Source organism: Wohlfahrtiimonas sp. G9077, from assembly GCF_002252155.1.
In the GTDB taxonomy this organism is placed as follows: Bacteria; Pseudomonadota; Gammaproteobacteria; order Cardiobacteriales; family Wohlfahrtiimonadaceae; genus Wohlfahrtiimonas.
The window spans coordinates 327,417-350,709 of record NZ_NEFD01000001.1; the positions used below are offsets into that span (position 1 = coordinate 327,417).

The 23,293-nt window shown below is 45.0% G+C and carries 19 protein-coding genes; 10 read left to right on the plus strand and 9 right to left on the minus strand.

The window, feature by feature from the left end:
- Nucleotides 1–76: 76 nt before the first annotated feature.
- Both B9T20_RS01500 and B9T20_RS01505 read right to left on the minus strand, forming a co-directional pair.
- A complete protein-coding gene (locus B9T20_RS01500) occupies nt 77–415 on the minus strand; it encodes a hypothetical protein (protein ID WP_094489491.1) in 339 nt (112 codons plus the stop codon).
- 32 nt (nt 416–447) lie between these two features.
- Entirely contained in the window at nt 448–1,749 is a 1,302-nt protein-coding gene (locus B9T20_RS01505) for a serine dehydratase subunit alpha family protein (protein WP_094489492.1), read from the minus strand.
- Between the two features lie 177 nt (nt 1,750–1,926).
- On the opposite strand from B9T20_RS01505, the gene B9T20_RS01510 reads away from it, so the two are divergent.
- Both B9T20_RS01510 and B9T20_RS01515 read left to right on the plus strand, forming a co-directional pair.
- On the plus strand, nt 1,927–3,432 hold the full coding sequence (locus tag B9T20_RS01510; protein WP_094489493.1) for a carbon starvation protein A: 1,506 nt from the start codon (nt 1,927–1,929) through the stop codon (nt 3,430–3,432).
- A gap of 104 nt (nt 3,433–3,536) precedes the next feature.
- Complete coding sequence (locus B9T20_RS01515) at nt 3,537–4,424, plus strand: LysR family transcriptional regulator (RefSeq protein ID WP_094489494.1); 888 nt, start codon at nt 3,537–3,539, stop codon at nt 4,422–4,424.
- On the opposite strand, the gene B9T20_RS01520 is transcribed toward B9T20_RS01515, so the two are convergent.
- Both B9T20_RS01520 and serC read right to left on the minus strand, forming a co-directional pair.
- Nucleotides 4,425–6,554: a carboxy terminal-processing peptidase gene (locus tag B9T20_RS01520; protein WP_094489495.1), complete on the minus strand. Its 2,130-nt coding sequence runs from the start codon at nt 6,552–6,554 to the stop codon at nt 4,425–4,427.
- 40 nt (nt 6,555–6,594) lie between these two features.
- Nucleotides 6,595–7,677, minus strand: a complete 1,083-nt coding sequence (gene serC, locus B9T20_RS01525; RefSeq protein WP_094489496.1) for a 3-phosphoserine/phosphohydroxythreonine transaminase — start codon at nt 7,675–7,677, stop codon at nt 6,595–6,597.
- A gap of 184 nt (nt 7,678–7,861) precedes the next feature.
- On the opposite strand from serC, the gene clpP reads away from it, so the two are divergent.
- From clpP to B9T20_RS01565, 8 genes are all read left to right on the plus strand, one after another.
- Entirely contained in the window at nt 7,862–8,470 is a 609-nt protein-coding gene (gene clpP, locus B9T20_RS01530) for an ATP-dependent Clp endopeptidase proteolytic subunit ClpP (protein WP_094489497.1), read from the plus strand.
- 19 nt (nt 8,471–8,489) lie between these two features.
- The gene (gene clpX, locus B9T20_RS01535) at nt 8,490–9,788 is read left to right on the plus strand and encodes an ATP-dependent Clp protease ATP-binding subunit ClpX (RefSeq protein WP_094489498.1); all 1,299 of its coding nucleotides are present in this window, start codon (nt 8,490–8,492) and stop codon (nt 9,786–9,788) included.
- Nucleotides 9,785–10,429 carry a ribonuclease T gene (rnt, locus tag B9T20_RS01540; protein WP_008314498.1) on the plus strand — a complete coding sequence of 215 codons (645 nt, stop codon included), beginning with the start codon at nt 9,785–9,787 and terminating at the stop codon, nt 10,427–10,429. Before clpX ends, rnt begins: the two co-directional genes overlap by 4 nt.
- An 11-nt stretch (nt 10,430–10,440) precedes the next feature.
- A complete protein-coding gene (gene gshA / locus B9T20_RS01545) occupies nt 10,441–12,003 on the plus strand; it encodes a glutamate--cysteine ligase (protein ID WP_094489499.1) in 1,563 nt (520 codons plus the stop codon).
- A gap of 15 nt (nt 12,004–12,018) precedes the next feature.
- Nucleotides 12,019–12,999, plus strand: a complete 981-nt coding sequence (locus B9T20_RS01550) for a TerC family protein (RefSeq protein ID WP_094489500.1) — start codon at nt 12,019–12,021, stop codon at nt 12,997–12,999.
- Between the two features lie 73 nt (nt 13,000–13,072).
- Nucleotides 13,073–14,386, plus strand: coding sequence for an NCS2 family permease (locus B9T20_RS01555; RefSeq protein WP_094489501.1), 1,314 nt, complete (start codon nt 13,073–13,075; stop codon nt 14,384–14,386).
- 151 nt (nt 14,387–14,537) lie between these two features.
- Nucleotides 14,538–15,548 carry an efflux RND transporter periplasmic adaptor subunit gene (locus B9T20_RS01560; RefSeq protein ID WP_094489502.1) on the plus strand — a complete coding sequence of 337 codons (1,011 nt, stop codon included), beginning with the start codon at nt 14,538–14,540 and terminating at the stop codon, nt 15,546–15,548.
- Nucleotides 15,535–18,591, plus strand: a complete 3,057-nt coding sequence (locus tag B9T20_RS01565) for an efflux RND transporter permease subunit (protein WP_094489503.1) — start codon at nt 15,535–15,537, stop codon at nt 18,589–18,591. Before B9T20_RS01560 ends, B9T20_RS01565 begins: the two co-directional genes overlap by 14 nt.
- On the opposite strand, the gene B9T20_RS01570 is transcribed toward B9T20_RS01565, so the two are convergent.
- From B9T20_RS01570 to yaaA, 5 genes are all read right to left on the minus strand, one after another.
- Nucleotides 18,564–19,118, minus strand: a complete 555-nt coding sequence (locus B9T20_RS01570; RefSeq protein WP_094489504.1) for a class I SAM-dependent methyltransferase — start codon at nt 19,116–19,118, stop codon at nt 18,564–18,566. The two genes, B9T20_RS01565 and B9T20_RS01570, sit on opposite strands and share 28 nt — an antisense overlap.
- Before the next feature lie 69 nt (nt 19,119–19,187).
- Nucleotides 19,188–19,655, minus strand: coding sequence for a glycine zipper 2TM domain-containing protein (locus B9T20_RS01575; protein ID WP_094489505.1), 468 nt, complete (start codon nt 19,653–19,655; stop codon nt 19,188–19,190).
- A 97-nt stretch (nt 19,656–19,752) separates the two neighbouring features.
- Nucleotides 19,753–21,042, minus strand: a complete 1,290-nt coding sequence (locus B9T20_RS01580) for a dicarboxylate/amino acid:cation symporter (protein WP_094489506.1) — start codon at nt 21,040–21,042, stop codon at nt 19,753–19,755.
- A gap of 81 nt (nt 21,043–21,123) precedes the next feature.
- Complete coding sequence (gene ppnN, locus B9T20_RS01585) at nt 21,124–22,506, minus strand: nucleotide 5'-monophosphate nucleosidase PpnN (RefSeq protein WP_094489507.1); 1,383 nt, start codon at nt 22,504–22,506, stop codon at nt 21,124–21,126.
- A 3-nt stretch (nt 22,507–22,509) separates the two neighbouring features.
- Complete coding sequence (yaaA, locus tag B9T20_RS01590; RefSeq protein WP_199415214.1) at nt 22,510–23,280, minus strand: peroxide stress protein YaaA; 771 nt, start codon at nt 23,278–23,280, stop codon at nt 22,510–22,512.
- Nucleotides 23,281–23,293: the final 13 nt, after the last annotated feature.

Consider the following 23,293-nt stretch of genomic DNA (forward strand, 5'->3'; position numbering starts at 1 on the left):
AGATGTGATTGCATGGAAAGAGACAATAAAAAAACCTGAAACCCAATGGGCTCCAGGCTTGCTTTAACAACTGATTTTAGGCCAAAAACCATTTATAAGGATCAACATTTTGATCATGATTAAATTGCACAAAACCATAAATCACACGAAATGCGAACCAAATCGACACACAAAACAGCACCACATAACCCACAACAATCAATGCCAAAATGAGTCCTGCAATCCACAGAACAAAGCTTGCAATGCTTGTGCGAATCAAATAGAGCATATGATTATAATAAATCGTGCCACGCATTTCATTGCGCTTCATCACGGCCAACACTACAGCAATCACAGCAACAGGCGGCATCACAATGCTGATTAAAAATAGCACATACACCACCAACGACATTTTCTTAGCATCTGTTATGTTCATGGTTTGCTCCTTCTTATCAATGAGTTATCAAATTAACATTTTGCTTTATTGATCATGATTTTAATGATCTGTTCATCCGTCTGCTTCATACCATCACACACCAAGTGCCCAAGGTTTTGAATGCTCTCTTCCACCGTGGGTGACACAATGCCTTCTTGGCCTGTGACGCGCACATGATCAAGCGCCATCATCACTGCTTTAAAGGCTGCATTGGCCGTGGATGAGACTTTCATCGCACAGCTATTGGCTGCCCCATCACAAATGATGCCGGAAACATCACCAATCATGCTGCAAATGGCATCATTGATCACCTCTAATTTATGATCCCCAAGTAGCCATGCCATGCCAGCTGCCGCACCCATTGAGGCCGTTGACGTGGCGCATAAGGCAGACAACGACGGAAATGTATTATGAATGTAAATGGCCACTAAATGAGAGAGCGTTTGAGCACGAATGCGATCCTCTTTTGAAGCCTTGAGAAAATCCGCCACAACAACAACTGGCATCGTGGCAGAAATGCCCTGATTGCCTGAACCTGAATTGCTCATGGCAGGTAAAGTGGCGCCGCCCATGCGTGCATCAGAGCCCGCACTTGTGCGAATCATAATGTCCGTCATCAGATCTTTAGAAATGAATCCTTTATCTAATTGATTCATCATCGTCTTACCGATGTGCAATCCATAATCGTGCGTCAATCCCTCTTCAGAAAGCGCCGTGTTCATGGTTTCGGCCTCGAACATAAAGGCAATCTCTTCAATGGGCACCTGCATGACAAAATCATAAATGTCCGCAATCGATGCATCTGAAAAATCAAATGATTTTTTCGGGCCTTGATCGCCAGTATCGGGCGCTTCAAAGAGCACCTCACCATCTTTTTCAAGGCGCACAATATTGGTGTGTCCATCGGCAATGCATACGCGCGCGCTGTGATTTTCTGTGCGCACAATCGCTTCGCTGTAGAGCACTTTTTTTGTCAATGCCATTTGAACGCTGACTTTATCCGCATCGAGCATTGCTTTAGCAGCGGCAACACACGTTCGATTGATGTTTTTCAGCACCTCTAAGCCAGCATCACTGTCCCCGCACACAGCACCAGCCGCTGCCGCAATCGCCAGCCCCTTCATGCCTGTACCAGGCACAGTCACGCCCATGCCATTTTTCAAAAGATTCGGTGACACTTGCGCGTCAATTTTAATGATCTCTTCTTGATCACCCAGCAGTGCACGTGCTTTCGCCGCTGCGAAGGCCAGAGAGATCGGCTCAGTGCAACCTAAAGCAGGTTTAACTTCACTGTGTAATGCTTTGATGTATTGTTGCCAAGTTCTGTGATGCATCTTCTGTACCTCCTTTCACTTAAGGGGATAGTATGCCATTTTTACGCGTATTTTTCAGCCACTTTCTCACACTACACTTTCCCTACAATTTTTTCACCAAAGGCTATACAAAGGCTGAAATTCAGGCTATAAATTGATCTAGTGTGCATAAAAATATACTAAATATGGAGGGAGGATATGTATACATTTATAGGCAGCATCATTCTATTGGTCATCGGCTATTTGACGTATGGCAAATATGTCGAGAAGATCTTTGGCACCAAGGATCGCCCCACGCCTGCGTACACCAGCAGCGATGGCGTCGATTACGTTCCGATGAATACCACAAAAAATTCACTCATTCAATTGTTGAACATCGCGGGTGTTGGTCCAATCTTTGGCCCAATCTTAGGCGCATTGTATGGTCCTGTGGCATTCATTTGGATTGTACTTGGCTGCATCTTTGCAGGCGGCGTGCATGATTACTTAACAGGCATGATCTCCATTCGTAACCGCGGTGCCCATTTACCTGAGTTGGCAGAAAAATTTTTAGGCAAAGCCATGCGCCACATTGTCAATGCATTTGCCCTATTATTATTGGTGCTCGTTGGCACCGTGTTTGTCTCAGCACCCGGCCAATTATTGTATGATTTAATGGGCGGCAAAGTGGGCTTAGCCGTGATTGTGAGCGTTATTTTTGCTTACTATGTACTCGCAACGTTATTGCCCATTGATAAAATCATCGGCCGCTTTTATCCATTCTTTGGTGCGCTTTTGGTGATCAGCGCCATCGGCATTGGCATTGGTTTGGTGGTGACAGGCCAAGCGGCGAACATTCCTGAAATCACATTAGACAACATGCATCCAGGCGGCTTGGCCATTTTCCCACTGCTCTTTTTAACCATCTCTTGTGGCGCATTGTCCGGCTTTCATGCCACACAATCGCCCATCATTTCGCGCACCACGCAAAATGAAAAAGATGGCCGTAAAATCTTCTACGGCATGATGATTGCTGAAGGCATCATTGCAATGATTTGGGCAGCTGCTGCAATGGCGATGTTCTATGAGCCCAATGCGCCCTTTGGTGCAGGTTTACAAGCAGTGTTAAAAGAAGGCGGTCCTGCTTTAGTGGTGAGTAAAGTTTCCATCACCATGCTTGGCGGCATTGGCGGTACTTTAGCCATTTTGGGCGTCATCATTTTACCGGTCACATCTGGCGACACCGCCTTTAGAAGTGCGCGCATGATCATTGCCGATTACCTTAAAATATCGCAAAAAAGCATCTCTAAGCGTTTATGGATTGCTTTGCCGATGTTTGTCATCTCAGCGATTTTATTGCAATTAGACTTTAACATCTTATGGCGCTATTTCTCATGGGCGAACCAATCAACTGCAGTGATTGCCCTCTTTGTGGGTGCGATGTACCTTTACCTAGGCAATCGCAATTTCTGGGTGCCTTTGTTACCGGGCATCTTTATGTTGATGGCCACCACAACCTATATCCTTGAGCAACCGATCGGCTTTGGCTTGCCCTCACAAATCGCCATCATGGGCGCGTGTGTGATCTCTGTGATGCTCGTTGCCCTCTTCTTCTGGCAAGCAAAACGCCAAAAACCGATGGGCTTAAATCTAGAAGAGGATTTAACCGGTTGGGATGGCACCATGAAAGAAGGTGGTTACGTCTTTAGCTGTAAAGGCAACTAAACTCATTCATCATTGAAACGGCGCTCAGGCGCCGTTTTTTCATGCCGATTGCCCCAAAAATGGTATATAGTCGTGTTTTGATGCAGATTCAGCTAGGATAAAACATGATCGAACGCATTCATTTAGCCATTTTTCGCGCCATTGATCGAGAAGGCTCGCTTACGGGCGCGGCAAAATCACTCAATTTAACGCAATCGGCGTTGAGTCACACCATCAAAAAGCTTGAGCACCTTGTGGGCACTGAGCTTTGGGTTAAAGATGGGCGCACGCTTCGCTTAACAGAAGCCGGACAATATTTACAAGATCAAGCAAACCGCTTATTGCCCCAGCTTGAACGCGTGGATCACAACCTCAAAGGTTATGCGCGCCATGAGCTTGGCACACTGCACATTGGCATGGAGTGCCATCCGTGTTATCAATGGTTGCTCAGCATTGTTGATCCTTTTTTACATGCCTATCCGGGCGTAGACATCGATGTTAAGCAACGCTTTAAATTTGGCGGGCTTGCGGCCATTTTTAATCATGACATTGATCTACTGATCACGCCTGATCCCTTTAACATGGCAAACATTATTTTTGAGCCGGTCTTTGAATATGAATTGGTGTTGGTGGTTCATCAAGATCATCCCCTTGTCGATGCGCCCTTTGCCAAACCCACCGATCTTTTAACCGAAACTCTGTTCACTTATCCTGTCGAAAAAGCACGTTTAGATGTATTCAATCAATTTTTACTGCCCGCGGCCTGCATTCCGAAAGTGCACAAGCCCCTTGAAGATACAGAAATCATTTTACAGATGGTGGCCACACAGCGCGGCGTCACCACCATGCCAAGATGGCTCATTGATCGCTATCAAAAAAAATTCCCCATTCGACCCGTTCGTTTAGGTGAAGGAGGAATCTTTAAAAACATTCATGTGGGCTATCGCGCATTAGATCAGCACAATGCACATGTGCGCCGTTTCATTGAATTGGCCAAAGCCGCACCGCGTTAATTATTTTGCCGCGGCTTTTTGCTGAATCAAATCAATGTAATCACTCATGATATTGACGCTTTCATCAAGCAACACATCCGGCGTTGTCTCTTTTAACAATTCTGTGTGCGTGCCATCTTCATTTTTGTATTGCTCTAACGTTAAGGGCTCAAGATGATAGAGTGCACGAATCTCATTGGCATTGTCAAAAGACTCTTTTTCTTGCGTTTTCAGCTCTTCACGGCGCTCATCTAAATTCAAGGACAACGTTTTAACATCCCAAAGTGCTTGAATTTTATCGCGCTGTGCTTGGAATATTTTTAACTTCTCATCGTTCATTAAGCGCTCATCATGGGCTTTTTGTAATGGCGCCACAAACTCTGTCAATGTTTCGGTCACTTTGAGATCTTTGGCTGCCGGAATTTTATCCCATGGCAACACATATTTCTCTTTCGCCTCGCCAATGTCTTGTGGATTGTAGATTTGCGGCAACACAATGTCCGGCTCAACGCCTTTTTCCTGCGTGCTTTCACCATTGGCACGATAGAACATTGCAATCGTCACCTTACTTTGCCCCGGTTTATCCGCCTTTGCCAACCAGCCATCTAATGGCAATAAGGATTGCACGGTGCCCTTGCCAAAGGTGGTATTGCCCACAATTAAACCGCGCGCTTGATCCTGAATGCTGCCTGCAAAAATCTCACTTGCCGATGCACTCAAGCGATCGGTGATCACCATCAATGGGCCATCATAAATGGGCTTTTCATTGACGCTGTGGCGCGTTTCAATGGCACCATTGTAATTTTTCACCTGCACCACGGTTTTCTTTTCGGGAATAAATAGCGCGGATAAATTGATCACTTCCTCTAAAGAGCCGCCGCCATTGCCGCGAAGATCGATCACTAAACCATCGATATGCTCTTTTTCTTTCAATTCATTGACTAAACGCTTCATGTCACGCGTGGTGCTTCTGAACTCTTTTTCGCCCTCTTTGCTGCCCTCAAAATCACTGTAGAAAGTGGGCAACGTGATGACGCCAATTTTTTGTGTTTTGCCATCTTTTTCGATGGTTTTGACATCTGATTTCGCCGCTTGCTGCTCTAATTTCACTTTATCACGCACAATGCGCACAATTTTTTCAGGGCCTTTGCCTTTATTGCCAAGCACCTGTAAGCGGATCACCGTGCCTTTTTGGCCGCGGATTTTATCCACCACATGATCTAAACGCATGCCCACAATGTCTAAAAACTCACCATCATCGCCTTGTGCCACGCCAATGATCTGATCGCCCACCACCAATTGATTGCTTAAATCGGCAGGACCACCTGAAACAATCTCCATGATGGAAATGCCATCATCATCTTGACGAAGCACTGTGCCAATCCCTTGCAAAGAGAGGCTCATGTTGATGTTAAAGTTTTCCATCGTGCGATGGGATAAATAACCTGAATGTGGATCAAAGGCAAGTGAGATGGCATTCATATAGATTTCAAAAATGTCATCGGCATCCACCTGCATCAAGCGCTCATGACGCGATGCATAGCGTTTTTTTAACTTCGCTTTTGCCTCATCAAGGGTAATCTCATCATCAGAGACAATAAGATTTAATAATTCATTTTTAATGCGCTGTACCCAAATGGCATTGAGCTCATCGGTTGATTTTGCAAAGGGCTCATCTTTACGATTGATGAGAATCTCTTCATCGGTGGCAAAATCAAAATCACCGTCGATCAATTGCTCAATGGCGGTTTCGCGCTCATCGATGCGCTCGATCAAACGGTTGTACATTTCAAAAGGAAAGTGCAATTGCGCTTTCCTTAAGTAGTCATCAAACAAATACTTGTGCTGATTGAATTGATCAATGTCCGACTGCAAAAAGTAGACATGTTGTGGATCAAGGGAATTGAGATACAACGAATAGATGCGTTCAGAGAGCGCATCATTAATGGGCAATTGACCATATTGAAATTGCGCCATCGCCGCTGCATGCGCTGAACTGATGCGTTCAAAGCGCTTGTTTGACTGAATGTGCGGCAACTGCTTGTGCTCGATGGCACTCGATGGCATCACAGGTAATTCACTCGCCTGTACAGAGCTAAAGAGCAATGCGGCGGCCAATGGCAGGATCATGCCCCATTTTGTTCGTTTCATCATCATATCTTTTTGTCAACCCAAGTATTTGTTGTGTGATTTAACCATACTGTTTTTCAAAGTCGGACATGAACTCACACAATGCACGCACACCTTCTAAAGGCAATGCATTGTAGATGCTCGCACGCATCCCGCCGACTGAGCGATGGCCTTCTAAATTGATCAAGCCCTGTTCTTTTGCTTTCGCTAAGAAGATGGGATCTAATTCTGGATTTGCAATGGTAAATGGAATATTCATGCGAGAACGTGCATCAATGGCCACAGGATTGTGATAAAAATCACTTTGATCAATCAAACCATACAACATCGCTGCTTTTTCAGCATTAATTTTCTCAATTGCCTCAACGCCGCCTTGTGCTTGCAACCATGTCAAAACAAGATCAATCATGTACAAAGAGAATGTGGGCGGTGTATTGATCATGGACATGTTTTTCGCTTGCACTTCATAGTTAAACACATCTGAAATTTTAGGATCCGCTTGACCCAATAAATCGTCACGCACAATCACCATCGTGACGCCAGATGGGCCAATGTTCTTTTGTGCGCCAGCATAAATCAAACCAAACTGAGATACGTCAAAAGCGCGCGATAAAATGTTAGAACTCATGTCGGCAACGACAGGCGTATCGACATTTGTCAAAGGCGCCTTAAATTCAACACCATTGATGGTTTCGTTGTCGCAATAATGAATAAATGCGCTGTCTTTAGAAAAGTTCAGCGCATTTAAATCGGGCAACGTGGTGAATTTTGTCTCTTTCGTACTCGCCACAAGGTTGATGTTGGCATGTTTTGCCATCGCCTTCATGGCTTTACCTGACCAAACACCCGTTTCAATGGCATCGATTTGGGTTTTATTCCCTAATATGTTCATGGGAATCATGGTGAACTGCGCAAAGCCACCACCTTGCAAAAACAATACTTTATAATTTTCAGGAATGTTCAGGAGCGCACGCATTTTGTTTTCGCAGTTTCTCATCACTGCCTCAAACTCCTTGCTGCGGTGGGAGACTTCCATCACCGATGCACCTAATCCATGCCAATTTAACAATTCTGCCTGGGCTTGTTTTAATACTGACTCAGGTAAAGTAGAGGGTCCTGCACAAAAGTTGTAATTACGTTCCATTTTCAATCCATAATTTAAAATGTATGAGCAAGGCTACACTATACCAAATTTTTTCTAAAATGGAGTCTTTCCTCGTGGCTAAAATCTATGCCTAGAATTGCCTTTTCAATATTTGACATAGGATTTTAGAAAGCTTTCTGCTAGAATTAGTGGCTTATTTTTAAATTCGGTCATGAGGATTCTAATGTCTTTTAATAATGATATTCACAACCTAAACTTAGTGCCAATGGTTGTAGAACAATCGGCTCGTGGCGAGCGCGCATTTGATATTTACTCTCGCCTTTTGAAAGATCGCGTGATCTTTTTAGTGGGACCTGTAGATGACTATAGCGCCAACCTAGTTGTGGCTCAAATGCTATTTTTAGAAGCAGAAAACCCTGATCGTGACATCCATTTATACATCAACTCACCCGGTGGCTCTGTGACGGCAGGCATGTCCATTTATGACACCATGCAGTTCATTAAACCGGATGTTTCCACCATGTGTATTGGCCAAGCATGCAGCATGGGCGCCTTTTTATTAACCGCAGGCGCAGAAGGCAAACGTCTATCTTTGCCAAATTCACGCATCATGATTCATCAGCCACTTGGCGGTTATCAAGGTCAAGCCAGCGACATCGAAATTCACACCAAAGAGATGTTGTTCATTAAAGATCGCTTAAACCGCATCATGGCGCAACACACCAAACAACCTTTGAAAAAAATTGTGAAAGACACAGACCGCGATAACTTTATGAGCGCCGAAGAAGCAAAAAAATATGGCATCATCGACTCTGTCATCTCTCACCGTTAATTAATAAAGACTCAATTTTATGACTGATACTCCAAAGAAAAAAGGCAAAATATTGCGCTGTTCGTTTTGTGATAAGTCACAAGATGAAGTGCAAAAACTCATTGCTGGCCCGAACGTTTACATCTGTAATGAATGCATCGCGCTCTGTGGCGATCTCATCACGGATGACATGGTGGCAGAACACACCAAAAAACCTTTACCCAAACCCAAAGCACTCTTTGAAGCTTTAAACGAATATGTGATTGGCCAAGATTTGGCGAAAAAAACATTGAGCGTTGCGGTGTATAACCACTACAAACGTTTAGAGTCTAAAACAGTGCGCTCGGATGTTGAACTCACCAAAAGTAATATTTTGCTGATTGGCCCCACTGGTTCTGGTAAAACTTTATTGGCAGAAACGTTGGCAAAAATGTTAGATGTGCCCTTTGCCATTGCCGATGCCACAACGCTAACAGAAGCAGGTTACGTGGGCGAAGATGTGGAAAACATCGTCCAACGCTTATTGCAAAATGCGAACTTTGATGTAGAACGCGCACAAACGGGCATCATTTATATCGATGAGATCGATAAAATCACCCGCCGCAGCGACAATCCATCCATTACCCGTGATGTTTCCGGTGAAGGCGTCCAACAAGCCTTATTAAAAATCATCGAAGGCACCGTTGCTGCGGTATCACCACAAGGTGGCCGCAAGCATCCGAATGCTGAGCTCATCAATGTCGATACGCGCAACATCCTCTTCATTTGTGGCGGTGCATTTGCCGGCTTAGATAAAATCATCAACATGCGCCAAAACAAAGGCGGCATCGGTTTTAGCGCTGAGCTTAAAAAATCGGATGAAGAGCGCACACTCTCTGAACTCTTTGCCCAAGTGGAATCAGAAGATTTGATCAAATTTGGTTTGATCCCTGAATTCATTGGCCGTTTACCAGTTGTGGCAACGTTAGAAGAGTTGGATGAAGCTGCCTTAATCAATATCTTAACGAAACCTAAAAATGCCATTGTTAAGCAATTTGAATATCTCTTTGCGTCTGACAATGTGACATTAGAGTTTACTGAGGAAGGTTTAAAAGCGATCGCTGAATTGGCCATTGCCCGCAAATTAGGCGCGCGCGGCTTACGCAGCATCATTGAATCGACCCTTTTAGACACCATGTTTGAAATCCCATCGGAAGAGAATGTGGCAAAAGTCATCATCGACCGCCCACAGATCATTGATCGTGTGCCACCGATGATTGAATACACACTACCGGCTACGGAAGCCAAAAAACCTGCAAAGCGCACCTCGAAGCGCTCAAAGGCTGAACAAACGTCATGAGTGATCAATTAAGTCATCCGCCCTTAATGTCATTGCGCTTTAGGGGCTTTTTACCTGTTGTTGTCGATGTTGAAACAGGCGGTTTAAACCCGAAAAAAGATGCGTTGCTTGAAATTGCAGCCGTATTTTTAGACATCGATGACAATGGCATGATGAAAACCACTCATCATGTCTCCACCCACATTGAACCGGCACCGAATCTAGGCATCAATCCTGAATCCATGAAGATCAACGGCATTAAGTTAGACAATCCGTTTCGCATGGCGATTCCTGAAAAAGAGGCGCTCACCCGCGTTTTTACAGCAGTGCGCGAAGAGGTTCGTCGCCAAGGTTGTACACGTGCCATTTTAATTGGCCACAATGCGCATTTTGACTTAGCCTTTTTAAATGCGGCCATTGAACGCTGTGACATCAAACGCTCACCGTTTCACCCATTTTCTGTGTTAGATACTGCAAGTTTAAGTGCACTGGCCTTTGGGCAAACGGTGCTTGCAAAATCAGCCATTGCCGCCGGCATGACATGGGATGCAGCCGATGCTCACTCTGCCCTCTACGATACTCAGCAAACGGCAGAATTATTCTGTAAAATTGTCAACATGTGGCAAACACACATTGGCTTTGATTTACATTCCGTTCTATAAAAGGATCGATTATGTTTAAAATGCTCTCCAAATCTTTAAACGACCATCTCAAAACATTAGGTGCTAAGGCCGAAGGCATCAAACATGTGACGATGGGCTTAGAACGAGAAGGTTTGCGTGTCAATGAGCAAGGCCTGTTGAGCCAAGCGCCGCATCCGCGTGCCCTTGGTTCAGCATTGACAAACCCCAACATCACCACAGATTTTGCGGAAAATTTGTTGGAGTTTGTCACCAATGTGTATCACTCCCCTGAAGATCTCTATCAAGCGCTCGATGAAATCCAAGCCTACACCGCCGAATGCTTAGACCATGAAGTGGTGTGGCCAGATTCCATGCCACCAACCATCAACAATGTTGATGACATTCCGATTGCTCAATATGGCACATCAAATGCTGCAAAAATGAAAACGCTGTACCGCACCGGTCTTGCCCATCGTTATGGCAAGATGATGCAAACGATTGCAGGCATTCATTTTAACTTCTCATTGAGTGATGAGTTTTTTGCCAATTGGCAAGCGGCGCTGGGCAATACGCAATCTCTTCAAGATTTTAAATCAGAACGCTATTTGCATTTAATGCGCTCAGTGTCACGTTTTGGGTTTTTAGTGCCCTATTTCTTTGGCGCATCTCCTGTGATGCCCAAAACCTTCTTACAAGAAGGCAGTCATCACCCATTTGAAGCCTTTGATGAAGAGACTGTGTATCTTAAAAATGCCACCTCGCTTCGTTTATCAGACATTGGCTATAGCAACAACAAATGTAAATTCACGGTTTCGTTTAACTCATTGACCGATTACATTCGTGACATTGAGCGCGCAGTTTTAACGCCATGCGATAAAGTTTCCCACATTCCCACGAAAAAAGATGGTCAATATTTTCAGATCAATAATCACATTCTACAGATCGAAAATGAATACTATGCCAGCATTCGCCCAAAACAGGTGCTGAAAAATGGCGAAACATTACTGAGCGCCTTAAAAACACGTGGCATTGAGTATGTGGAACTGCGCACAGTGGACATCATGCCAAGCGTCGCGACCGGCATTTCTGTGGAAACCATCCGTTTTTTACAAGCCTTTTTAACCACGTGCTTACTGTCTGATGCTTTACCGCTCAGTTATGATGAGTACGAAGAAAACCGTAAGAATTTAGCCAAAGTGGCTGCCAATGGCCGCCAAGATGATTTGATGCTCAATTTATCTGGCCACGATTATCCACTCAAAGATTTACTGCGCTTTACTTTAGATTGGATTCGTCCTGTGGCTGAAATTTTAGGTGCGCCATATGTGGCCACTTTGTCCCCTTTGAAAAAAATGATTCAATCCAGCCAATTAACGCCCTCCGCAAAGCTCATCGAATCATTGCAAGCAACCGATTTAAACTACAATGCATATTGCATTGATAAAGCGATGGATTACAAACGTCATTACTTAACCGATCACAAGCTAACGGAGGCACAACGCGAACGATTTAAAACCCTCGCTCAAGACAGCATCGCTCGTCAAGAAGTGTTAGAGGCTGAACCTCAAATCGATTTTGATGAGTATTTAGCAAATTATTTTAAATCCATTTAAGGACGTTTTCCCACCATGAATCTAGACATTGGTTCTCCGTTTTTATACACCGTTTTTGCCATTGCCGTTTTAATCATGATCGCCGTTGATATGTTGGCATTGAAACAAACGGGCGATCACAAAGTGAGCACAAAAGAGGCGCTCATCTGGACGCTCATTTGGATCACCGTTGCCCTACTCTTTAATGGCTGGCTCTATTGGTATTTGGCCCATGGCGATTTCCCGGGGCTCACAGCCGCTGAGCAACAAACCCAAGCCACAGAAGCTGCGGTGGATTTTCTCACCGGTTACGTGCTTGAAAAATCACTCTCCATTGACAATATTTTCGTCTTTTTATTGATTTTCAGCTTCTTTAAAATTCCGGCAAAATTCCAGCGCCGCGTTTTGGTGTACGGCATCTTTGCCGCCATTGCCCTACGCGTTTTGATGGTGCTTGTGGGTTCTGCCCTCATTTCTCAATTTGAGTGGATTTTGTATGTCTTTGGTGCATTTTTGGTGTACACAGGCTTTACAATGTTCAAAAAGCACGATGAAGAAGAAAACCTCAATGACAAATGGCTCATTCGCACTGTGAAAAATAAGTTCCGCTTCACGGATCGATTAGATGCAGAACATTTTTTCACTATAGAAAATGGTTTACGTTATGGCACGCCGCTATTATTAGCGCTCATTGTCATCACCATTTCTGACATTATTTTTGCAGTGGATTCTGTCCCTGCCATCTTTGCCATCACCAAAGATCCCTTCATTGTGATGACTTCTAACGTATTTGCGATTTTAGGATTGCGCGCCATGTACTTTTTATTGGCAGACATGGCCGATCGTTTCCATTTCCTCCAATATGGTTTAGCCACCATTCTCATCTTCATTGGTGGAAAAATGTTACTGCTTGCTTTAGACATTCACATCCCCACGTGGATTTCTCTCTCGGTGGTTCTACTGATTTTAGTGGGCTCTGTCGTCATCTCACTGAAGCGCAAACCTAAAGCATCTTAATCAACGAGCCTCACTATGATTCATAGCGGGGCTTTTTAAATTCGCATTTGTCACAATTTTAGGAGACTTTTTCATGTTAGAGCGAATCTTTAAACTTCGTGAGCATAAAACCAATGTTCAAACCGAAGTCTTAGGAGGGATGACGACATTCTTAGCAATGTCCTACATCATTTTTGTCAATCCGATCATCTTATCTAAAACCGGTATGGACATGGGCTCTGTATTTGTGGCCACTTGTGTTGCCGCGGCCATCGGTACTTTCATCATGGCATTTTTAGCCAACTATCCAATTGCTGTGGCGCCCGGCATGGGCCTAAACGCCTTCTTTGCGTTTACAATTGTTGCAAACATGGGCTTTACCTGGCAACAAGCATTGGGTGGCGTATTTGTCTCCGGTGTCATCTTCTTAATCCTCACAGCCACAGGGCTGCGCTCCTGGATCATTGAAGGGATTCCGGCCTCTTTGCGTGCATCTGTTGCCGCGGGCATTGGCCTTTTCTTAGCCTTCATCGGTTTACAATCTGCCCAAGTGGTGGTGGATGATCCTGCCACATTGGTTAAATTAGGTTCGCTTTCTAATCCCACCGTTTTATTCTGTGTGCTGGGATTTTTAGTGATCGCAGTGTTAGATGCGTTAAAAGTGAAAGGTGCCATTTTGATCGGGATTTTAGTGATCTCCGCTTTAAGCATTTTCACAGGCAATACGCACTTTGCCGGCATTGTCTCCATGCCGCCTTCCATCGCCCCAACCTTCTTTCAAATCGATTTTTCTAAAGTGTTAGAAGCAGGCTTCCTACAAGTGATTTTAACCCTTGTCTTGGTTGAACTTTTTGATGCCACCGGCGTATTAATTGGCGTGGCCAAACGTGCAAAAATTTTAGATGACACATCACCTGAAAACAAAAAACGTTTTTCACGCGCACTCTTTGCAGACAGCACCTCCATTTTAGCCGGCAGTATGCTCGGCACAAGCTCTGTGACCGCGTATGTAGAAAGCGCATCTGGCGTACAAGCCGGCGGACGCACAGGTTTAACAAGTGCAACCGTTGCTGTGCTTTTCTTAGTGGCGCTCTTTTTCTCGCCATTATTAACAGCGGTGCCAGCCTATGCCACAGCGCCTGCCTTGATCTATTTAGCCTGTTTAATGCTTCGTGAATTGACAGAAGTGAACTGGGATGATTTAACCGATGCCATTCCCGCGGCATTGATGGCATTTACCATGGCATTTACTTATTCAATTGCCAACGGTTTTGCCTTTGCATTCATCAGCTACGTGGTGCTTAAAGTGTGTACCGGTAAATTCCGTCAAGTACACCCTGCCACTTACATCATTGCAGCACTCTTCTTAGTAAAATTCATTTTATACAGCATGGAAACTGCTGCATAAATCGTGATCTCATTTTATGAAAAATAATCCCATTTAGACCAATCTAGATGGGATTTTTTCATCTTTACATATTTTTGACAATTTTCAGCAATCTTTTGCAACACTTGACGTACACTAAGGGATTCACTTCATTTCAATTTTAAGGTCATTCATGATTCGTTTTCTTGCCGCGCTATCCCTGACTGTTTTGACATTGCCGATGGCTTTAAGTGAACCTCGGCCCATTTTAGTGGAAGTGGCACAAACACAAATCATCCCAAAGGTTGAATACATCAATGCCATTGGCACGCTGTTGCCCTATGAGCGCGTCATCATTCGCCCAGAAATGTCCGGCAAAATTACGGATGTGGCGGTCAAGGAAGGTGCACATGTCACTGATCAAGCGGTGCTCTTTCGCTTTGATGATCGCCAAGCCGCCGCACAATATAAAAATGCCACCGCAAATTTCATGAATGCCAAACAGAATGTGAAACGTTTAGAAGCCTCAAAAGGCAGCGCCAGCGCCCAACAATTAGATGCCGCTAAAACAGCCGCCTTACAAGCAGAAGCTGATTTAGAGATGGCCGAAGTGGCACTTGATCGCACGGTAATTAAAGCGCCCTTTCCTGGCAAAATTGGCTTAATCAACCACTTTGCAGGTAGCTATGTCCAAGCCGGCAGCGATTTGACCACCATCGTGAACACCGAAAAACTCAAACTTGAGTTTAACTTACCGGAACGTTTAGCCCATACTGTGCGCCTCAATCAACCTTTGCAATTTTCAGTGGACAATTTTCCGAAAAAGACCTTCACCGCAGAAATCTACGCCTTAAGCCCTGAAATTGAGCAAGCCGGACGTTCCCTAACGGTGCGCGCGATCTATGACAATCAAGATGATGCATTATTGCCCGGCATGTTCTCGCGCATCTTCCTTGAAATTCCTTTAGGTTACCAAGTCATCATGGTGCCAGAAGAAGCTGTATTTTCCGCAGAAGGCAAACAATATGTGTATACCGTCGTGCCACAAGGTGAGCAGAAGATTGCCAAACTCACAGAAGTCATCTTAGGCGATCGTTCAAGCTATGCCATTGAAGTCTTGCATGGGTTACAAAAAGATGATGTGGTGGTCAAAGTTGGTCAAGCAAAATTGCGTGATGGGGCGGTGATTCATGAAGCTTTCTGATCTTTCGATTCGCCGCCCTGTTTTTGCGATCGTTCTCAATATCCTGATCATTTTACTTGGGATCGTCGGTTTAAGCCGCATGAGCATTCGCGAGTACCCGAACATTGATCAACCGGTCATTAGCGTGCGCACCATGTACAGCGGCGCAAATCCTGAGATCATCGAAACCCAAGTCACCAAACCCATTGAAGATGCTTTAACCAGCATCGATGGCATTGATTACTTAAGCTCCATGTCGCGCCGCGGGATGTCCTTTGTGAACATCACGTTTAATCCAAATAAAAACATCGAGGAAGCGGCCAATGATGTGCGGGATCGCATCTCTCGCGCCAAACGCCAATTGCCCGATGATGTGGATGAACCCCTCATCAATAAAAGTGATTCCGATGCTGATCCCGTGATGATTTTAACCCTCACCAGTGACCGACTCTCTTCAATTGAACTCACGCAGCTCATTGAAAATAACATTCAGCCGCAAGTTGAGCTCCTAGAAGGCATCTCCATGCTTGAGTTGTGGGGCGCGCGTGATCCTGTCATGCGCATTTGGTTGGACACCGAAAAAATGGCGGCTTTTGACATTGAAATTGCCGACATTGAATCAGCGCTTCGCAAACAAAATGTGGAAATTCCCGCAGGCACCATCAAAAGCAATGCCCGTGAGTTGGCCATTGTGGCACAGACAGATTTAAACACCGTCGATGAGTTTGGCAACATCATCATCAAAACCACAGAGCACAATCACAATCAGCACATTGTGCGCCTGAAAGATTTGGCGAATGTGGAGCTTGGCGGCGTTGAGGAGACTTCTCGCCCGCGCATGAATGGCAAGCGCGGCGTTGGCATCGCCATCATCAAGCAATCGACGGCCAATCCGCTGACCATTTCAGAGAGCATCCGCAATATTTTGCCCGCGCTGCGTGCATCCTTGCCCGATGACACCACACTTGAGATCAGCTCGGATAACTCCATTTTCATCCAAAAATCCCTACAATCGGTCTATGCCACCATTGTTGAAGCACTGATTTTTGTGGGCATCATTATTTTCTTCTTTCTACAAAGTGCCCGTGCCACATTGATTCCAATGGTCACAGTGCCGATTGCCTTAATTGGTACGCTTTTTGCCATGTATTTGCTGGGTTACTCCATCAACACCTTAACGATGCTCGCTTTTGTCTTGGCCATCGGCCTTGTGGTGGACGATGCCATTGTGATGCTTGAAAACATCCATCGCCACATTGAAGCGGGCTTATCACCATTAGCAGCCGCTTTTAAAGGCTCAAAAGAGATTGGGTTGGCCATCATCGCTATGACCATCACGCTCGCGGCTGTCTTTTTACCATTGACCTTCACAGCAGGCCGCATCGGGCAATTATTTGTAGAGTTTGCCGTCACACTGTCCATTGCCGTCATCATTTCAGGCTTTACGGCACTCACATTGTCCCCCATGATGTGCGCACGATTATTGCCGGAAAAATCCGCAGAGAAAAAAGGGCGCATCTTTCGCCTCATTGAATCGGGATTAGATGGCATCACGCGCGGTTATACTGCCCTATTGACTCGACTGTTACCCAAGCGATTGTTGATCGGAATCATTATGTTGATCACCTTAATTGGCAGCTATGGCCTTCATCAAATTTTACCAAAAATGCTCGCACCGATCGAAGATCGTGGTTTTATTCGCATCACAGCCATTGCACCTGAAGGCGCGACGGTGGATTTTATTGATCGCTACTTAACAGACATTGAGGATCATCTATTAACAACGCTGCCTGAATCGGTGATCTTTGTTGTATCCGGCGTTGCGGCCGGTGGCATTGGCAATGTGATGCTGCAAGATTGGGATGCGCGCTCAGAGTCACAAATGAGCATTGTCCAGCGCCTCAATCAATCCTTTCGCAATATTGCCTTAGGTTTACGGGTCTTTGCAAGCAATCCGCAATCTTTGGGGCAAGATGGCCGCTCAAAAGCGGTGGAAGTTGTCGTGCGTTCAACAGAGAGCTTTGCAACCCTTGATCAACACATGACCAAAATCATGGCCAAACTCAATCAAGACAATCGTTTGGTGACGCCTGATCACAATCTTCGCCTCAATACGCCGCAATTAGAAGTGGATGTGGACCGCGAGAAATTAGCGCTCCTTGGGATCGATGTCAATGCCGTTGGGCGCGCCTTAGAAACGGCACTGGGCGGGCGCAAAGTGACGCGTTTTAAAGAAGGATCCGAGCAATATGATGTCTTGGTGCAAGTTGAGCCCACACAGCGCAATGCACCAAATCAATTAAAAAACATCTATGTGCGCTCAAACAAAAATCAAATGATTCCCTTATCAAACTTCGTCACCATTCGTGAAACTGTGGCACCACAAAATTTAAATCACTTCAATAAATTAAGGGCGGTGACGATCTCTGCGGATTTGGCAGAAAATGTCTCCCAAGGCGAAGGCATTGCTGCAGTTGAAGCGGCCATTCATGATGTCATGCCAGATGCATTATTGGATTACACCGGTAGCGCCAGAGAGTTTAAACACTCAGGCAACACCATGACAACTGTGTTTCTCTTGGCGATTGTCTTCATTTATTTGGTGTTAGCGGCGCAATTTGAATCATGGGTGGATCCTTTCATTATTTTATTATCTGTGCCTTTAGCCGCACTAGGCGCCCTGCTTGCGCTATATTTTACGGGCAATGGCATCAACATTTACAGCCAAATTGGGTTGGTGACGCTCGTTGGTCTCATCACCAAACATGGGATCTTACTGGTGGCCTTTGCCAATCAATTACAAGATCAAGGAATTGAGCGCCGCTTGGCCATGATTGAATCAGCAAAACTGCGCCTTCGACCCATTTTAATGACCACCGGTGCAATGGTACTCGGTTCATTGCCTTTAGCCCTCGCACATGGCGCAGGCGCTGAATCACGCGCCACCATCGGCTGGGTGATTGTGGGTGGCTTGGCCCTTGGAACTCTGCTGACGCTCTTTGTGGTGCCAAGCTTATATTTAATGTTCAGTCGTCATCATCGACGCTTAGGACGGCACACATAAACAAATGCTGGTGGGAAATTTTTTACCACAAATTGCTTCTCCCAATCAAAATAACGGGAGAGCAGTTTTTCCATGCGATTGGTATATTGAAACAGAATAAAGGTGCCTTGTGTCTCTTCTAAAATTTGTGCTGTCACCTTTAAAATACGCAGTGAAATGCGCAGCGGCAAAGATAAAAATGGTAAGCATGAAAAGATAATGTCAAAAGGTTGATCTAGGGTTTCAGCAGAAACTTTACAGATTTTTAGGCGCGGATCATGAATTTCATCCAACGATTCAAAGAAAATCGAATTGATCTCATAAGCATACAGAGCTGCATCTTGCCCCATTGCACGCAAAATGTGGTGCGTCAAAACGCCATCGCCAGCCCCAAGCTCTGCCACCAATAGTGAAGGCATGTGCCAATTGACTTGATGCACCATCGCTTCACACAATGCCGGTGAAGAAGGCATCAACGTGCCCACACTTCTTGGGGAATGAATGAAACTATTAATATAATTGAGATGCTTTTTAAAGCGCGCAGACATTTGACCGTCCTTTATTTTATGATCTACAACAAAAAAGCACGCAAGGCGTGCTTATCACATGAGTGCCCATTAAATGGGGTTAACGCGGCTTGTACCTTCACGCGTTGTGGTGATGGATACGCGTTGACCCGCATAAAATTGCGTGCCATCCGCCGCTTGCACATAGGCACGCGTGGTGTGTGTGCCATCTAAGGTCACTAAAATTTCAACGCCTTGGGATTTGGTCATACCTTCTTCAGCAGCCGCACCGGCTAACACACCCACTGCAGCACCTGCAATTGTTGCCAATGCCTTCCCGCGACCGCCTCCAATAGAATTTGCTGCCACGCCGCCCAATGCACCACCTGTCACGGCACCCAATCCTGTTTTTGTGCCTTCAATTTTCACAGGACGCGTGCTCACCACTGTACCAATTTGTACCGCTTGCGCTTGACGTGCTTCAGAACGGGAATAGCTATCCCCTGATAATGATGAGGCACAACCTGTCACAAAGACGGAAGCCACCATTAACACCAATGCTTTTTGACGTAAGTTCATAATGTATCCTTTGACTATCATTCAAATCCAATCATGGCTATAGTTTAATGCATAAACCGTGAGAATGCGCGTTTGATTCCATTAAAAATGTTTAAGATTACGGCGTACAGGCAATTTCTTGAGAAGATTCAAAGACCTCTCGATCAAATTCACCTTGTGAATGGGCAATGATGATGCTCGCATAAATGTTGCCCATCACATTAACGATGACGCGCGTGATGGCATAAAAACAATCTAAACTGAAGAAAATGAGCGCCGCTTCCTTCGGCAAGCCCACCAAATCAAAGAGCATCAGTAAAGAGACCAAAGCACCGCCAAGCACGCCAGGATTGCCAAGAGAAGCAATCGTTGCATAGATGCCAAGCATCACATAAAAGCTCAACGTCATCTCCAAATTCGCGCAATGGGCCACCGCAATCACAATGATGATATTGGTGATGGGCCCGCCATTGGTATTGAGGGAATTGCCAAGGGGTAAGACAAAATTGGTCACTTGTTTACTGACGCCCAAATGGCGGCTGCTGTCCATTGCCAATGGCAAAGACAATGCTGTTGACGTGATGCTGCCCGCAAAGATCATCACGCGGGCAGATTTTTTAAATAAAATGGCTGGGCTTAAACGATAACGCACACAAATAAAGAGCGTATAGAGCAGAAAAAAGAGCACATTTAATGTGGTGATGTACACAAGCACCATTCCAAGGGTTTTTAAGGTGCCAAGCCCATGAATCACAATGGTGGAAGAGACAATGCCAAACACAGCAATCGGTGCCACCTTCATGATCAATGCGATCATTTTTAACACCACGCTTCTAAATGCTAAGGTGACATTTAAAAGATCCGCCACATTTGGCGTCACATCACGCAATAGATTGATGCATGCACCGAACAAACACGAAAAAACAATGATCTGTAAAATCGACGGCTGCGTAAAAGCAGTAAACACATTATTGGGGAAAAATCCCAACACAATCTCTTGAATGGTTAATGAGGCTATGTGCGATGCTTTCACAGCTTTGACCACTTCAACATCAAACTGAAATGGCAACACGGTGCTGATCACGATCGCAAATGTGGCCGACAGCGCTGTTGCCATTAAAAACAACCACAATGTTTTCATCCCTAAGCGCTTAAACTCCTCTAAATGCACAGAGGAAACCGACATCACCACAGAGCCAAAAATCAAAAACGGCACACACATGTACATCAAATTCATGAAGATCTGCCCTAACATGTGCAAATATCCGGCGGACTGCAATACGCACTCTGTCCATCGTGGCGAGGTGTTCTTGAGGCTCACAAGCCCCACGCCAATGATGATGCCGAGCACTAAACCCAACAATATTTTGCCAGATGCCGTGGTTAAAAACCGTCTAAATTTACACATGATTACAGCCTTTGTTCTTTTTTATCAACATTGTGTGTTCAAAGGTGGCGGCGCTTTTGGCGCTCTGTCACTTTTTTTCAGTTATTTTATGACTCGATAACACGGTTCATACTGCTCGCCCGGCAATTTCATGCGCCCTTGGTCCACAAAGTCATTGAGCAATTGATCAATTAAATCCATGAGTTCCGGAGCACCATGCAGCTCATAAGGACCGTGTTCTGAAATCGCTTTAATGCCCACTTCCTTAATATTTCCGGCCACAATGCCAGAAAATGCCTGACGAAGCGCCGCTGCCAATTTCTCTTTCGGTTGATCTTTATGAAGATTTAAATTGGCCATGTTTTCATGAGTGGGATCAAAGGGTTTTTGTAATTCAGGGGCAATGGCCAATGACCAATTGAAACAGTAAGCATCATCACGGGCTTTACGATTTTCACGCACAAGCGGCATCATCTCTTTCATCTTTTGCGCCACCAACGTGGCATCGCCAATGATGATCTGATAATACTTTTGTGCTTCGCTGCCTAAACTTTCATGAATGAAATGGTCTAAAGTGTCAAAGTAAGCGCGGCTCTCAATGGGCCCTGTCAAAATGATGGGCAACACTTGATCTTGATTCTCTTTCATCATCAAAATGCTGAGCACATATAAAAACTCTTCTGCCGTGCCAACGCCGCCGGGGAAAATGATCAAACCGTGCCCTAAACGAATGAAGGCCTCGATGCGCTTTTCAATGTCCGGCATGATGATCAATTCATTGACCAAAGGATTCGGTGGCTCAGCTGCAATGATCGATGGCTCTGTAATGCCAATGTAACGATTCGCTTCATGGCCTTGCTGTGTGTGTCCAACTGCAGCGCCGCGCATTGGGGCTTCCATCGCGCCAGGTCCACAACCTGTACAGATGTCAAAATGGCGCAAGCCCAATTCATGCCCCACTTCTCTAGCATATTGATATTCCACATCATTGATGGAATGCCCGCCCCAACACACCATGACATTAGAATCATTGGAGGCTTTGAGGGCTTTGGCATTGCGAAGGGTCATAAAAATGATGTCTGTGGTGATCTTTTGATTGCCATATTTGAAGAATTTTTTCTGATCATAACTGTTGACCACTTCACGCATGTACAAAATGTCTCTGAGCACTGAAAAAAGATTGGTGCGAATCAGATGCGTCAATTCCCCATCCACAAACACCGATTGCGGTGGATTGTACAATTCAAGCTTAATGCCGCGCTCGGTGCGTTCAACTTTGGCATCAAAGTTTTCATATTGTTGGAAAATTTGGTTGGCATTGTCCGTTTGGCTGCCGGTGTTTAAAACCGCCAGCAAACAGTTTCTAAAAAGCTGATAGAGCTCACCATCAGAGCGCTTACGCAACAAATCACTTTCAACTTGGGAGAGTAAATCAAGAGAGCCTTTAGGCGGATAGATGTGATAAACATTATTGTGTTCTGTCATGATTTAATCCTTATAAAATAACCATTCTGAAGGATGGTTTTGCGAAGGGCCTTTAAAGGCATAACCGAATTGATCAAATGCTTGCAGTGCTTCTGGTGACGTCACATTGTGCTCAGCCGCATAACGCACCATGGCGCCGCGCGCTTTTTTTGCATTAAAGCTGATGGTTTTATATTGCCCATTTTTATAATCTTTAAAAACCGGCGTAATCACAGGTGCGGCTAGGGCTTTTGGATCAACGGCAGAAAAATATTCATTCGATGCCAAATTGATCACTGCAGTGATGCCTTTTTCTGCAATGATTTGATTTAAATAATCAGTGATGCGCGATCCCCAAAATTCATAGAGATTTTTACCTCGAGGATTGGCTAAAGCCGTGCCCATCTCTAATCGATACGGCGCAATCCAATCTAAGGGTTTAAGGATGCCATACAAGCCCGAGAGAATCATCAAATGATTTTGCACATATTCCAATTGTTTTGTAGACAGCCCATAAGCATTGAGCGATTCATAAGCATCGCCATTGAAAAGAAAAATGGCGGGCTTGGCATTGTTTTCCGTCAACGGCGTTGTAAATTCACTGTAACGCGCCGCATTCAACAACGCCAATTTCTCAGAGATTTTCATCAAAGATTCAAGCGCCGGCGGCGATAAGGGGCGCAACACATCCATCAATGCTTCACTCTCGTGAATGAAATGTGGCTCACTGCTGCCTTTCATTGGCGAAGGGCGCACTTCATCCAACTTTTTAGCGGGCGACAATAAAAATAACAACATACCGTTCTCC